Source organism: Pseudomonas sp. SCB32, from assembly GCF_009189165.1.
In the GTDB taxonomy this organism is placed as follows: domain Bacteria; phylum Pseudomonadota; class Gammaproteobacteria; order Pseudomonadales; family Pseudomonadaceae; genus Pseudomonas.
On record NZ_CP045118.1, the window covers coordinates 4,971,471 to 4,984,791 of the forward strand.

The 13,321-nt window shown below is 64.2% G+C and carries 12 protein-coding genes; 6 read left to right on the forward strand and 6 right to left on the reverse strand.

Annotated elements, in window-relative coordinates; translation table 11 throughout:
- Window positions 1–220: 220 nt before the first annotated feature.
- Both GA645_RS22680 and cysZ read left to right on the forward strand, forming a co-directional pair.
- Window positions 221–2,152 carry a diguanylate cyclase domain-containing protein gene (locus GA645_RS22680; RefSeq protein WP_152225664.1) on the forward strand — a complete coding sequence of 644 codons (1,932 nt, stop codon included), beginning with the start codon at window positions 221–223 and terminating at the stop codon, window positions 2,150–2,152.
- Between the two features lie 98 nt (window positions 2,153–2,250).
- Window positions 2,251–2,991 carry a sulfate transporter CysZ gene (gene cysZ, locus GA645_RS22685; protein ID WP_152225666.1) on the forward strand — a complete coding sequence of 247 codons (741 nt, stop codon included), beginning with the start codon at window positions 2,251–2,253 and terminating at the stop codon, window positions 2,989–2,991.
- 78 nt (window positions 2,992–3,069) lie between these two features.
- Here cysZ and GA645_RS22690 read toward each other — a convergent pair whose 3' ends face one another.
- Window positions 3,070–3,999, reverse strand: coding sequence for a LysR family transcriptional regulator (locus GA645_RS22690; RefSeq protein ID WP_152225668.1), 930 nt, complete (start codon window positions 3,997–3,999; stop codon window positions 3,070–3,072).
- 425 nt (window positions 4,000–4,424) lie between these two features.
- Between GA645_RS22690 and GA645_RS22695 the strand changes: the two genes are divergently transcribed.
- The 3 genes from GA645_RS22695 to GA645_RS22705 all read left to right on the forward strand — a co-directional run bounded on the left by GA645_RS22695 (window position 4,425) and on the right by GA645_RS22705 (window position 7,768).
- Window positions 4,425–6,017, forward strand: a complete 1,593-nt coding sequence (locus GA645_RS22695) for a GMC family oxidoreductase (protein WP_152225670.1) — start codon at window positions 4,425–4,427, stop codon at window positions 6,015–6,017.
- A gap of 80 nt (window positions 6,018–6,097) precedes the next feature.
- Window positions 6,098–6,475 (forward strand): transposase, encoded by a 378-nt coding sequence (locus GA645_RS22700; RefSeq protein WP_152225672.1) that lies wholly within the window; start codon window positions 6,098–6,100, stop codon window positions 6,473–6,475.
- An 87-nt stretch (window positions 6,476–6,562) separates the two neighbouring features.
- Window positions 6,563–7,768, forward strand: coding sequence for a glycosyltransferase family 1 protein (locus GA645_RS22705; protein WP_152225674.1), 1,206 nt, complete (start codon window positions 6,563–6,565; stop codon window positions 7,766–7,768).
- A 3-nt stretch (window positions 7,769–7,771) separates the two neighbouring features.
- Here the strand turns inward: GA645_RS22705 and GA645_RS22710 are convergent, their stop codons facing one another.
- The 4 genes from GA645_RS22710 to GA645_RS22725 all read right to left on the reverse strand — a co-directional run bounded on the left by GA645_RS22710 (window position 7,772) and on the right by GA645_RS22725 (window position 11,980).
- The gene (locus tag GA645_RS22710; protein WP_152225676.1) at window positions 7,772–8,731 is read right to left on the reverse strand and encodes a DegV family protein; all 960 of its coding nucleotides are present in this window, start codon (window positions 8,729–8,731) and stop codon (window positions 7,772–7,774) included.
- Window positions 8,732–9,240: 509 nt separating this feature from the next.
- Window positions 9,241–10,353 carry an NADH:flavin oxidoreductase gene (locus GA645_RS22715; protein ID WP_152225678.1) on the reverse strand — a complete coding sequence of 371 codons (1,113 nt, stop codon included), beginning with the start codon at window positions 10,351–10,353 and terminating at the stop codon, window positions 9,241–9,243.
- Between the two features lie 70 nt (window positions 10,354–10,423).
- Window positions 10,424–11,014 (reverse strand): TetR/AcrR family transcriptional regulator, encoded by a 591-nt coding sequence (locus GA645_RS22720; RefSeq protein ID WP_152225680.1) that lies wholly within the window; start codon window positions 11,012–11,014, stop codon window positions 10,424–10,426.
- Between the two features lie 75 nt (window positions 11,015–11,089).
- A complete protein-coding gene (locus tag GA645_RS22725; RefSeq protein ID WP_152225682.1) occupies window positions 11,090–11,980 on the reverse strand; it encodes a LysR substrate-binding domain-containing protein in 891 nt (296 codons plus the stop codon).
- A 107-nt stretch (window positions 11,981–12,087) separates the two neighbouring features.
- Between GA645_RS22725 and GA645_RS22730 the strand changes: the two genes are divergently transcribed.
- Entirely contained in the window at window positions 12,088–12,495 is a 408-nt protein-coding gene (locus GA645_RS22730; RefSeq protein ID WP_152225684.1) for a tautomerase family protein, read from the forward strand.
- Here the strand turns inward: GA645_RS22730 and GA645_RS22735 are convergent.
- Window positions 12,482–13,222 (reverse strand): nitroreductase family protein, encoded by a 741-nt coding sequence (locus GA645_RS22735; RefSeq protein WP_152225686.1) that lies wholly within the window; start codon window positions 13,220–13,222, stop codon window positions 12,482–12,484. The two genes, GA645_RS22730 and GA645_RS22735, sit on opposite strands and share 14 nt — an antisense overlap.
- Window positions 13,223–13,321 lie beyond the last annotated feature (99 nt).

A 13,321-nucleotide genomic window follows, 5' to 3' on the forward strand; every position in this document is an offset into this window, starting at 1 on the left:
CAGGCAGTTCCCGATTCGCCGTGGCGAGCTTGATATGGGTCAAGGTGATCCGGGTTGGCCCTCGAACCTTTGCGATTCGACATGGCGCGCAGATTACCGCCACGACCGTGTCCTGTAGAAATGGCCAATCTCAATGCCATCCATAGGCCATGTCTATGTCCCCGGCATCCACCTACGGGCTGTCTAGAATCAAGCAAATCCAATGATCAACAGTCACTCCATGAATCTTCGCGCCCGTCTGCTCCTGCTGTTCCTGCCCCTGTTCGCCGCGAGCCTCGCCGGGGTATGGATGCTGTCGGACATGATCCTGCTCGACCGCTTCGACCGTGGCGACCGCCAGCGCCTGGCCGACGAGGTGCGCATCGTGCACAAGCGCATTGCCTTCGAGAAGCAGCGATTCCTCGACATCGCGCGCAGCTACGCCTGGTGGGACACCAGCTACGCCTTCATGCACAAGCCCGATCCGAAGTTCGTCGCGGAGAATCTCGAAGTCGACATGCTCGGCTTCCTCGGCTTCGACTATGTGCTGTATGTCGACCGCCAGGGCGGGATCGTCGGCCAGCAATGGAAGCTCGACGACCTGCCCGAGCGCTTCCCCGGCACCTCTACTCCCAGCCCGGAAGATCTCAAGCGCGACATCCTGAAGACCGCCCTCGATCTGGGCGCCCTCGATATTGCAGGCGATGCGCGGCACAGCATCGACCAGCTGGTGCAAATCGACGGTGTGCCGCAACTGCTGCTGAGCTATCCGATCAGCGATACCGCCGGCCGCGCCGAACCCGCCGGAGCGCTGATCGCTGGCGTGCTGTTCGACAAGCGGCGGATGGCCGCCCTGGAAAACCAGATGGGCGCTCGCCTGCGCCTGGCCGACGACAGCAGCCCGGACAACACCTGGCGACCACTGAGCATCCCCAACAACCGCGGCGCTACCCTGCTCAGCCCGCGCCAACTGCTGGGCAAGAACCAGCAGCAGATGTCGCTGCTGTACCTGAGCTCGAAGGGCAAGCCGCAGCTGCGTATCGAGGTCATCAGCCCCAGGCCGTTGTACCTGCAGGGCCGGCAATCCATCCGCCTGTTCCTCTACCTGGCCCTGGCCCTGCTCGCCACCGCCCTGCTATTGGCCTACCTGGCGCTGGAGTTCTGGATCATCCGCCGCGTGCGCACGCTCAACCGGGAAGTCTCGAGCATCGGTCCGGACCACAACCAGCAACGCCTGGGCAGCCTGGGCGAGGATGAACTCGGCAAGCTCGCTGGCGAGATGAACCACATGCTCGACCGCCTGGAGCAGAGCGAGGCGCGAGACCGGGCGATCCTCGATGCGATCCGCGACGGCTACTTCGAGATGGACCAAAAGGGCATCATGCTCACCGTCAACGCCGCGCTGTGCCGGATGCTCGGCTACTCGGCCGAGGAGATCGTCGGCCGTCACTACAGCCTGCTGCTGCCCGAGGAAGACGCCCGGCGCGCGCAGGCGCTTTACGTCCAGGTGCGCGACGACAAACGCGAGACCACTTTTTCCGCCCCCTTCAAATGCGCAAATGGACGTCTGCTCAACTGCGAGACGCGCTCGTCGGCGATCCGCGACAACCAGGGCGTGTTCACCGGTTTCCGCGGCATCCTGCGCGACATCAGCCAGCATGTGGCCTACCAGAACCAGCTGATCGACCTGGCCTTCCGCGATGCCGTGACCGGCCTGGGCAATCGCAAGGCGTTCGACGGGCAATTGCCCGCTGCGATTACCCGTTGCGAACGGGCCGCCCTGCTCTACATCGACCTGGACCGTTTCAAACAGGTCAATGACAGCTTCGGCCACGCCACCGGCGATGCGCTGCTGAGCGCCGTCGGAGAGCGCCTGCACAACAGCCTGCGCCAGCCCGACCAGGCATTCCGTCTGGGCGGGGACGAGTTCGCCGTACTCCTGGAAAACGCCGAGCCGCAGCAGGCCGAAAGCCTGGGCATGCGCTTGTTGCAGGTGCTGGGCAGCCCTTATGAAGTGAGCGGCCAGACCATCGACTTCGTCACCCCGAGCATCGGCATCGCGTTTTATCCACAGGACGCGGGCGACGCCGAGGCCCTTACCCGCGCCGCCGACGTCGCCATGTACCAGGCCAAGCAGGAGCGCAACCGCTGCCGACGCTACAGCCCCGCCTGAACCGCCACACACCCGGCAAAACAGACGGCTCGCCGGCTCTTCGCCGGGTCTGCTAAGGTCGCTGTCGCTTTACCTTTGGAAGTCCCCTGGAGAGCCCAATGTCTACCCTGAGCGGCCCGCAATACCTGAGCGAAGGCCTGAAACTGATGATGCGCCCCGGCCTGCGGCTGTTCGTCCTGCTGCCCTTGAGCATCAACCTCATCCTGTTCGTCGGCCTGATCGGCTTCGCGGTCAACCAGTTCAGCCACTGGGTCGATGCCCTGATGCCAAGCCTGCCGCACTGGCTGAGCTTCCTGCAGTTCATCCTCTGGCCGCTGTTCGTCGCGCTGGTCCTGCTGATCGTGTTCTTCACCTTCACGATGCTTGCCAACCTGATCGCCGCGCCCTTCAACGGCTTCCTCGCGGAAAAGGTCGAAGTGGTGGTGCGCGGCACCGACGACTTCCCGGCCTTCAGCTGGAGCGAACTGATGGCCATGGTGCCACGCACCATCGGCCGCGAACTGCGCAAGCTCGGCTACTTCCTGCCGCGCGCCATCGGCCTGTTCATCCTCAGCCTGATCCCCGGCCTGAACCTGATCGCCGCGCCGCTGTGGCTGGTGTTTGGCGTGTGGATGATGGCCGTGCAGTACATCGACTACCCAGCGGACAACCACAAGCTGGGCTGGAACGAGATGCTCGCCTGGCTGCGCAGCAAGCGCTGGGCCTGCATGGGCTTTGGCGGCATCACCTACCTCGCGCTGCTGATCCCGCTGGTCAACCTGGTCGCCATGCCCGCCGCCGTGGCCGGCGCCGTGCTGTTCTGGGTACGCGAGGGTGGCGACAAGGCCCTCACCCGCTGAACCCACCGGAAGGGGCCCTGCCCCTGCCGATCACCTGTCGGCTCTTGAGGCACGACCGTCGTACTTCAGCGAAAGGCTTCAGGGCTTTCCGGCGTGAGGCAGAGGCTGTCCGACTGCAGCCAGGGAGGCGGTCAATCGCTCCCGCAGCGTTTGCACCTTGATGGAGTGGCGGTTGTGCGGGGGGTAGGCGATATACAGCCACTCGCCGTATTTCGGCAAAGGCTTGGCCGGGATGTCGGCAAGTACCTGCACCAGCTTGCCCGTCGCCAACTCCGCCCCCACCAGCCAATAAGGCATCAGGGCGACTCCGTGGCTGGCAACGGCCGCGGAAATCACGGCGTCCGAGAGATTGGACGAAAAGGCCCCCTGCGGCAGGAAACTGATTGTCCCTGTGCCATCGGAAAATACCCAGTTCTTATCCAGCCCCGGTATTTCATGGCGTATGCAGCGATGATGTTCCAGATCCTCAATACTCTCCGGTACTCCATATCGCGCCAGATAGTGCGGACTCGCACACAGCACATGGGTATTGGAAGTCAGTTTGTGCTGAATCAGACCCGATGAATGATCCTCCCCCACCCGGATACTCAGATCAAACCCTTGGGCCATCGGATCTCGATATTCATCACTCAGATCAAGTTCTATTTCCAGCTCTGGAAATTCTTCAAGCAACGTCGAGATAAGGTCGATCAGATAACGCCTGCCAAAGTTCTCGGGAGCGGTGATCCGCATCCTTCCCGACATCCCGCCCGTTGCTCCCCTTATTGCCTTCAGCGTCTCATCCAGTTTCGACAATTGCTCTCTTGATTGCAGCAACCGATAGCCAGCTTCGGTGATTGACAGCCGCCGCGTCGAGCGGGCGAACAGTTTTACCCCAAGGCTCTGCTCCAGTTGGCTGATGCTTCGGGTGATCGAAGAAATTGCCGTCTGATGGGTACGAGCGACGACAGAGAAGCTGCCCTGGTCGGCAACCTCGAAGAACAATCGAAGGGTAGTCAGGGTATCCAAAGGGCCTCCCGCGCAGATTTGCGAAAAACGCAAAATACATTTCGATCCCGAGGAGTATCTGGGGCCCGACGATCCAGATAGAGTTCCATCACGGTCGAGCTTCAGACTTTCACCGAGAGTCGCAGCTCAATGTAGTTACTCACAGAGCACGAATCGAATCAACTTTCCAATAGCATTGGATATTCAAAATATTACGCATGAGCAGATAACTCAAACCTCAGCAAACCTTTTGCCATGGCAATAAACCCGATTAATCATCAAGCTCTGAAACCGAACTCCTCACAACCTCTACAAAGCGAAGACACGAGCACCAACAGGCCCGTTAATTCGCAGCGCATTAATAAATAAAACTGCGAACCTGTAATGAGTCGCCACGGCACTCAATCCCTCAGGCGTACAAAAACAAATAAGATTCTGGTGGAATTATGCTCAACTTCGTTTCCGAACCGGCAATGGACGGCTATGACTACATAATCATTGGTTCCGGCTCTGCTGGCAGCACCCTGGCAGGTCGGCTGGCCGAAAAGACTTCGCTGAGAATACTGCTGATCGAGGCCGGCGGTTCGGATATCAACCTGGGCATCATCATGCCGGGAGCCATGGGCCTGCCATTGCTCAGCAACAGGACCAACTGGAAACTGTTCTCCGACGATCAACCCGAAGGGATCTACGAACCGCGCGGCCGCGCACTGGGTGGCTCCTCCTCGGTGAATGGCATGAACTGGATGCGCGGCAATGCGCAGGATTACGATCACTGGTCGGAGTTGGGCGTCAGCGGGTGGCGCTATCAGGATGTTCTGCCCTTCTTCCGCAAGGCCGAATCCTTCGAGGACGGCGCCAGTTTCTGGCGAGGCGGCACCGGCCCGATCAGCGTGGAAAGATCGCCTTGCGAAAACACCTTGTTCGAATCCTTCCTGGCTGCCGGCCAGCAAGCGGGATATGCCTTCAACCCGGATCAGAATGGCGAGAAGCAGGAAGGGATGCACCGCATCCAGCGCAATATCGGCAAGGGGCGGCGCATGAATGCGTCCTACGCCTACCTGCGGCAGAAGTCGATGAAGAATCTCGACATCATGCTGCATACGCGGGTGACGCGACTGGTCTTTTCCGGCAAGACTTGCGTGGCCGTGGAAGCGACCCGGCGCGGCAACCAGTATCGAGTGCCTGTCGGCCGGGAAGTCATTCTCAGCGCAGGCGCCCTGATGTCGCCGCAACTCCTGATGCTCTCCGGCGTAGGGGACGCCGATGAGCTGCGAAAGCAGGGCATCAAGTCCGTGGTCCATCTTCCGGAAGTGGGCCGGGGACTGTCCGACCATACCGCGCTGGTCGTCGACTGGGACGTCATCAATGAGCGGAACTCGATGGCGCGGGAGCTGGCCCTGCACCGGCGCCCGATGATCGGGGCAAAATGGCTGCTGTCCCGCCGCGGCCTCGGCTCCTCCAATCTGTTCGAAGCCGGCGCGATGCTTTCGACCGATGGTTCCGGCCGCCCGGATATCCAACTGGAGTGCGTCGCCTTTCGCCCCTACTTCGGCCACGACGCCATACGCGTCAGCCCCGGCTATCACTGCTCGCTGAGTCTCCAGCGCCCGACCAGCACGGGACGAGTCTGGCTGCGCTCGGCCGACCCCATGGCGTCGCCTGCCTTCCAGTTCAATTACCTGACGACCGAGTACGACCAGAAACTGGCCGTCACGGCAATCAAGACGGTACGCGAGGTCATGGGGCAATCGGCCATGGCAAGCCGCCTCCGGGGCGAAGCGGGGGATATCGCAAGCGCACGCAGCGATGCGGAAATCCTGGCCTGGGCCAAGGCCACGGCGGAATCCAATTACCACCCCTCGTGCACCTTGCGCATGGGCAAGGTCACCGACTCGGAAGGACGGGTGATGGGCATTGAGCGCGTGCGGGTGGTCGACGCTTCCATCTTCCCTGCCATTCCATCGGCGAACCTCAATGCGCCGGTCATCATGCTGGCCGAGAAGATTGCCTCGGACATGCTCCAGAAGGTCGGTTGAAACCCGACCTTCCGGAACTTCGTTCACCGCATGACTCATCGCTCGACACCGCACGGCAGGACGTGGAAGCAGGAGCCCACATGAATGACGCCCGATTCAGCCAGGAAAAAATCATCGCGATCCTCAAGGCGGCCGATGCCGGACAGCCCGTGGCCAGCCTGTGCCGGGAACACGGCATCTCGCATACCCTCTTCAACCGGTGGCGGAGCAGGTTCGATGGCATGGGGGTTGCCGGTGCTCGCCGGGTCAAGCAGCTGGAAGACGAAAACGAGCGCCTCAGGCGACTGGTCGCCGAACAAGCCCTCGACATCGACATGCTGATGGAGGTGGTCACCCAGCGCGGCATGGCCCGGCCCTGCCGTTATGCCACGGTGCAACGCGCAGTGGCCATACGCAGCAACCTGCCTGCTTCCACTCAGCCGCTGCGGCTCCACGAGGGCCGCGCAAAGGCCCTGTAGCCCTGCCCGGCAGCCGCTCCGGCGGATGTCATATTTCGATCATCGCCGCGTCATCGGCGCGCCACCGCGCGTCGTGACACTGCGTTCATGACCACGACTCCCCTGCGCATTGCGCTGATCAGCGAAACCTTTCCGCCGGAAATCAACGGCGTCGCCAACACCCTCGGCCGGCTGGCCGCCGGGCTATTGCGCCTGGGCCATCACATCCAGGTGGTGCGGCCACGGCAGCAGATCGACGGCGGCCGTCACAGCGATGCCGAGCTGGTGCTGACGCGGGGCTGGCCGTTGCCGGGCTATCCGGGGCTGCAATGGGGCCAGTCGTGCCTGCACAAGCTGCTGCGCCACTGGAACGGGCTGCGCCCGGACGTGCTCTACATCGCCACCGAAGGCCCACTGGGCCTGGCTGCCCTGCGCGCCGCACGGCGCCTGCGGATTCCGGTGATCAGCGGCTTCCACACCAACTTCCAGCAGTACAGCGCGCACTATGGCTTCGGTCCGCTGATGCGCCTGGTGACCCTGTACCTGCGCTGGTTCCACAACCGCACGCAGCAGACCCTGGTACCCAGCGTCAGCCAGTCGCTGGAGCTGCAACGGCGTGGCTTCGAACATCTCGCGCAGCTTTCGCGAGGGGTCGACAGCCAGCTGTTCCAGCCCGGACGGCGCGATGACGCATTGCGCCGGGAATGGGCCCTGGGCGAGCGCGACATTGCCGTGCTGCACGTGGGTCGACTGGCGGCGGAGAAGAACCTTTCGCTGCTGGGCAACAGCTTCCGCGCGCTGTGCGCGGCGCACCCGCAGCGCAAGCTGCGCCTGGTGATAGTCGGCGACGGCCCGCAACGCGTCCATCTGCAGAAGGAACTGCCCGAAGCCGTATTCTGCGGCCTGCAACGCGGCGAGGAACTGGCGCGGCACTACGCCAGTGGCGACCTGTTCCTCTTCCCCAGCCTGTCGGAGACCTTCGGCAACGTGGTGCTGGAGGCACTGGCCTCGGGGTTGGCCGTGGTGGCCTTCGACCAGGCGGCAGCGGGGCAGCATATCCGTCATGGGCACAACGGTGCACTGGCGAGCCCAGGCGACAACCAGGGCTTCTTCGAGGCGGCCAGCTGGCTGCTGGAAGATCCCGAGCGCTTGCGCCGGGTGCGTTTGAACGCCCGCCACCACGCCAGCCATCAGGCCTGGGACGCGGTGGTGGAGCGCTTCGAGAGTTATCTGCAGGAAGCCTGCCGCCTGGCACTGTCAGGGAAGACCTCTACCGGCCTGGGGCCGGTGGGAAGGTCCTCCCTGCACAAGTGAGGCTCAGGCGAAGGGTATCGGCTGCGCCGCGAACGACAGGCTCATGGCGCCCGCGCCCAGGTTGATGCCGCCGGTGGGGCTGAGCATCGCCAGGTGCACCGCAATGCCCCTGGCCTGGCAGGCCGATTCCAGCGCAGCGAAGCCCGGCAGGTCGCGCAGCGCGGAAGGATCGCCGGCGTAGCTCAGGCACATCTGCGGCGCCAGCAGCTCGCCCGCCTCGACCCTCGCGCGGGCGAAGTTGAGCAGGCGCTCGGCGGACTTCTCGTAGTTCGGCGATACCGACACCGGCTTGTCCTCGCCCTGCACCAGGCTCAGCACCGGTTTCATGTCGAGCATCGAACCGATGCCGAGGAAGGCACCCCGCAGGCGGTCGCCGATGCTGCTGCGGTCACCCTTCTGGAAGCCACGGCGGCGGATGTGCCCAAGGTCGCTGGCGACCAGGAAGGTGTTCATCTGCTGGCTGAGCTGCTCCAGGCGGGTGCGCACGGCGTTGGGGTGCTGGTCCTCGGCGAGCAGGCGCGCGCCTTCGGCGGCCAGCACGGCAAGGCCGGCGAACACCGTCTGGCTGTCGATCACCCGCAGTGCGAAAGGCCCTGCGATGCCGGCGGCAGTGCGACGCTCCTTGTAGCTCTGCAACAGGCTGAAGGACGCCTGGGTCGCGTGCTCGAAAATCGGGCTGCGCTGGCTGGTGACGGTCAGGCAGATGACGTAATCGAAATCGGTGACCAGTTGTTCCAGGAACCAGTCGTGGGTCTGCGTGGGCGTCAGCGGCTCGCTGCCGTCCTCGGGGCCGACCTTGGGCAGGTCCTGGGAGTAGAACTTGAGGGTGGTGTCGGGGTCGCGATCATCGACGATGCGACGCTCGCCCACACGGATGCCGATGGGCAGGACGCGAATGTTGTTGGCCGCGAGAAATTCCGGGGGAAGGTCACAGGTTGCATCGACCACCAAGCCGATCCGCATGGCTTACTCCTATGGCCGTATACCGGCCTATTGTTGTGTGAACGCGGTCATACAATGCCCGTTTCAGACCGTGAAGTCAGCAAGCGGAAAGGAGGGTCTCGGAAAAGATTTGTAAACGCCTAGGACGGGGCTTTCAGACCATTCATGCAATTTATGTAGAGCCATAATCAGAACGCAGATTACTGGGCAGAGGACACGAACTGTAGGAGCGCGCCATGCGCGCGATCGCGGGCATGGCCCGCTCCTACAATGGGGTTCGGCTTACGGAATGTTCGCGGAGAAGCGCTGCTCCCGTAGGAGCGGATCTTATTCGCGAAATCCGCAGCGCAGGAATCCGATGCCATGGGGAAATACCGGAACCGACCGCATGCTCCAAACGCCGGCCCTGCCGGCGGATCGCGGATAAAATCCGCTCCTACGAAGAGCAACTGCCGCGACATTCGAGCACCAAGAAGAAAGCCCCTGGCACTATCGGCGCCAGGGGCTTTTTCACATCAACGCGTCGCGAATCAGGCCAGCGACATCAGCGCATCGCGGCTGAACGGCTTGATGTCGGCCAGGCGACCGTCACGTACCTTCACCGCCCAGTCCGGGTCGACCAGCAGGGCGCGACCAACGGCAACCAGGTCGAACTCTTCCTTGTTCAGGCGCTCCAGCAGGCCATCGATGCCCGACGGTTGCGCCACTTCGTCCGTCTTGCCGAAGAAGGCGAGGAACTCGCTGCCATCCAGGCCGACGTTGCCCACGGTGATGGTCGGCTTGCCGGTGAGCTGGCGGGTCCAGCCGGCCAGGTTGAGCTCGGAACCTTCGAATTCCGGAATCCAGAAGCGGCGAGTGGAGCAGTGGAAGATGTCCACGCCGGCATCCGACAGCGGCTTGAGGAAGGCTTCCAGCTCCTCGGCGGTCTGCACCAGGCGGGCGTTGTAGTCCTGCTGCTTCCACTGGGAGAAGCGGAAGATGATCGGGTAGTCGGGGCCGACGGCCTCGCGCACGGCGCGGATCAGCTCAATGGCGAAGCGCGAACGGTTGGCCAGGCTGCCGCCGTATTCGTCGGTGCGCTGATTGCTGCCGTCCCAGAAGAACTGGTCGATCAGGTAGCCGTGGGCGCCGTGGATCTCCACGCCGTCCATGCCGATGGCCTTGGCGTCGCGGGCGGCCTGGGCGAAGGCGGCGATCACGTCCTGGATGTCTTCCCTGGTCATTTCATGGACCAGCACGGTGCCGTCCTTGACCTTGCCGCTGGGGCCGTAGCCCGGAACGCTGGCGTCCGGCTCGGTGCCCAGGCGGCGCACAGCGCCGACGTGCCACAGCTGCGGGACGATCTTGCCGCCTTCGGCGTGCACGGCATCGACCACCTGCTTCCAGCCGGCCAGGGCGTCTTCGCCGTGGAAGCGCGGCACGTTCGGGTAGCCGTTGGCGGCCTTGTGGTTGACCGTGGTGCCTTCGGTGACGATCAGGCCGACCCCGGCGGCAGCGCGACGGCGGTAGTACTCCACGACCTGGGCGTGGGGCACGCCGCCCGGGGTGAAGTTGCGGGTCATCGGCGCCATCACGATACGCGTGGGCAGTTCCAGGCCGCCCAGGCGGAAGGGCGAGAACAGGGTGTCTACGGATGCGGTCATTGAAGTCTCCATGACGGCCAGGCGACCGGTCGTCTCGTCGTTTGGTGTAGGGGTGTGGGATGAAGAAGGATCAAGCCTGCAGCAGGTACTCCAGGCGTTCGATGAAGCGTTCCAGGGGCTTGAGCGAGGCGCTGACCTTCAGCCGCGCCAGCACGCCCTGCCAGGCGTTGCCGATGAACTCGGCCAAATGTTCGACGTTCTCCGCGGCCGACAGCTCACCGGCGCGCTGTGCGTCGGCGAGGCAGTCGCGCAGGGTGTCGATGGATTGCTGCAGGATGCCGTCGACCCGCTCGGTGATGGCCGGCGACAGTTCGGCCATCTCGAAACTGAGGCTGCCGATGAAGCAGTGGAACTCGAGCTTCTCCTGGCGGGAGAAGTGCGCCAGCAGCTCGCGGTAATAGGTGAGGATGCGCGCACGCGGCCCCAGCACCGGGTTGCCGAGGGCTTCGGCATAACGTGCCAGGCGCGGTGCGTAGAGATGTTCCAGGGCCTGCAGGGCAAAATCTTCCTTGCTCTCGAAGTAGTGATAGAAGGAGCCCTTGGGGATGCCGGCGGCCTGGACGATGTCCTGCACGCCGGTGCCGTGGTAGCCGCAACGGGTCATCGCCAGGGAGCCCTTGGCGAGGATCAGGTCACGCTTGTCGAGTCGGATGCTGTTCATGGGGAGCGAAAATATGACCGGTCGCCTCGCTTTTCCCAGCATCATTGATCGCGGTGATTTTCCCTCAGAAGTGGATCAGCGGACGGCCGGGTCTTCCAGCAGTTCGGCGACGCCTTCGCAGAGCAGCTCGCGCAAGCGCGCCACCGCCGCTTCGGGCTCGGCTTCGCTGCGATGCAGGCACAGCCCCAGCGGCGCCATGGCCGGCAGCCCGAAGCGCCCGGCATCGAGCCGCTCGACGCTGGCCGGCAAGCCGATGGGCGTGCGCAGGCCAACGCCCAGCCCGGCCGCCACCGCCGCCCAGATGCCGGACAGCCCGGCACTGGTGAAGGCCACGCGCCAGGCGATGCCGGCGCGGTCCAACGCAGCCGTCGCCGCGCTGCGCAACAGGCACGGGACCTCCAGCATGACCAGCGGCAGCGGCTCCGCTCCGGGAACGAATGGAATGCCAGGCGCGCCGATCCAGCACTGCGGCACCGCGCCGACGCGCTCCATGTGCGGCGTACGCTCACCGGTTTCCCAGGCCAGCGCCAGGTCCAGCTCGCCGTTGCGCACGCCTTCGATCAGTTGCCGGTTGCGCGCCGTACGCACCTCGATACGCACCTTCGGATGGGCGCGGGCGAAGCGGGCCAGCACGGCGGGCAGCAGGGTTTCGCCGAAGTCTTCCTGCAGGCCCAGGCGCACCCGACCTCCCAGCGATCCGCCACGCAGCGCGCCGGCCGCTTCGTCGTTCAATTCCAGCAGGCGGCGGGCGTAGGCCAGCAGCGTCTCGCCCGCTTCGGTCAGCGCCATGCCGCGCCCTTCGCGGCGCAGCACCGGCGTGCCGGCCTGCTCCTCCAGCTTCTTCAACTGCGCGCTGACCGCCGAGGTGGAGCGCCCCAGCCGATCCGCTGCACGGGCAAAGCTGCCCAGCTCGATGCCGGTGACGAAGGTACGCAGCACGTCCAGGTCGAAGTTGATGCGGGCCATTTCAACAATCCTGCTTTATTGAACTATCAGTGAAATATTTCCCGATTTTCCGAACAAAACTGCCGCGCTAGCCTGAGCTCGTCAATCACCCTCCGAGGAGCGGCATCATGCCCACCGTTCGCATCTCCCTGCGCAAAGGCAAGCAACCCGACTACCTGCGCGAACTGGCCAACTCCGTCTACGACGCCATGCACGACGCCTTCAACGTCCCGGCGAACGATCAGTTCGTGATGATCCACCCGCATGAGCCGGAAGAGTTCGTGTTTGATCGTGGCTACCTCGGCGGACCGCGCAGCGATGACTTCGTGCTGATCGCCATCACCATCGGCCGCCCTCGCGATTCGCAGACCAAGCAGGTGTTCTACCAGCGCCTTAACGCACTGCTGGGCGAGCGCCTGGGGATAGCCAGCGAGGATGTGATGGTGCAGATCACCACCAGCGAGGCGGACGACTGGTCGTTCGGCGGCGGGCGCATGGGCGTGTTGACGCGGCCCGATGCGGTCACTGCCAGCTGACCCGCTGCTCCAGCGGGAAGCGCAGGCGCGGGTTGTAGACGCCATTGTCGGCGGCGCGGCCCACCGCCAGCAGCATGATCGGCACAGCGCGGCGGGGAATCTGAAGCACCTTGCGCAAGCGCACTTCGTCGAAGCCCTCCATCGGGCAGGTGGCGAAGCCGTGGCTCTGCAGGGCGAGCATCAGGTTCTGCGCCGCCAGCGCGGTGGACTTCACCGCCCACAGGCGCATCTCGGCGTGACTGTTGGGCTGGCGCATCAGCGCGCGGCGCAGGCCGACCAGCGAGTACAGCGCGCGCTTGTACAGCCCGCGCCAGCCAAAGACGCCCTGGTTGTACTGGAAGGGCGCGGTGCGCTCATAGAAGTCCCGCACCTTCTCCGGCACCTGTGGCTCCGGCCACTGATCGAGGATCGCCGCGCAGGACTCGCGCCAGGTATCCGGCCGTGCCAGCACGGCGATCACTACCGGCGCCGTGCGCGCCGCGTTCTGCCCCAGGCACACCGGCACCAGCCGTCGGCGCAGATCAGGATCGCGGATCACCTGGAAGCTCCAGGGCTGCAGGTTGCAGGCGTTGGGCGCGAGCACCGCTTGTTCCAGGCAGTCACGCAGCACCGCATCGGGCACCGGCTCATCGAGGAAGCGCCGCACCGCCCGGCGTTGTTCGATCAACGCGCGCAACGCATCGGGGGTTGCCGGCAGGCAGGATGATTCGGCGACGAAACGGCTCATGGCGGACTCCTCGGGCAAGTCGACCGATTTAGCCGCCGCGCAGGGCGCGGAACAAGCCGGTAGGGAGAAACGCCGGCGGGATTGGCGCAAGCGCCCTCT

Bases quoted from the DNA above. Each gene is read 5' to 3' on its own strand.
- GA645_RS22695 (WP_152225670.1), top strand. From the start codon at position 4,425: ATGCTCAACTTCGTTTCCGAACCGGCAATGGACGGCTATGACTACATA.
- GA645_RS22705 (WP_152225674.1), top strand. From the start codon at position 6,563: ATGACCACGACTCCCCTGCGCATTGCGCTGATCAGCGAAACCTTTCCG.
- GA645_RS22735 (WP_152225686.1), bottom strand. From the start codon at position 13,222: ATGAGCCGTTTCGTCGCCGAATCATCCTGCCTGCCGGCAACCCCCGAT.
- GA645_RS22725 (WP_152225682.1), bottom strand. From the start codon at position 11,980: ATGGCCCGCATCAACTTCGACCTGGACGTGCTGCGTACCTTCGTCACC.
- cysZ (WP_152225666.1), top strand. From the start codon at position 2,251: ATGTCTACCCTGAGCGGCCCGCAATACCTGAGCGAAGGCCTGAAACTG.
- GA645_RS22720 (WP_152225680.1), bottom strand. From the start codon at position 11,014: ATGAACAGCATCCGACTCGACAAGCGTGACCTGATCCTCGCCAAGGGC.
- GA645_RS22710 (WP_152225676.1), bottom strand. From the start codon at position 8,731: ATGCGGATCGGCTTGGTGGTCGATGCAACCTGTGACCTTCCCCCGGAA.
- GA645_RS22680 (WP_152225664.1), top strand. From the start codon at position 221: ATGAATCTTCGCGCCCGTCTGCTCCTGCTGTTCCTGCCCCTGTTCGCC.
- GA645_RS22715 (WP_152225678.1), bottom strand. From the start codon at position 10,353: ATGACCGCATCCGTAGACACCCTGTTCTCGCCCTTCCGCCTGGGCGGC.
- GA645_RS22730 (WP_152225684.1), top strand. From the start codon at position 12,088: ATGCCCACCGTTCGCATCTCCCTGCGCAAAGGCAAGCAACCCGACTAC.
- GA645_RS22700 (WP_152225672.1), top strand. From the start codon at position 6,098: ATGAATGACGCCCGATTCAGCCAGGAAAAAATCATCGCGATCCTCAAG.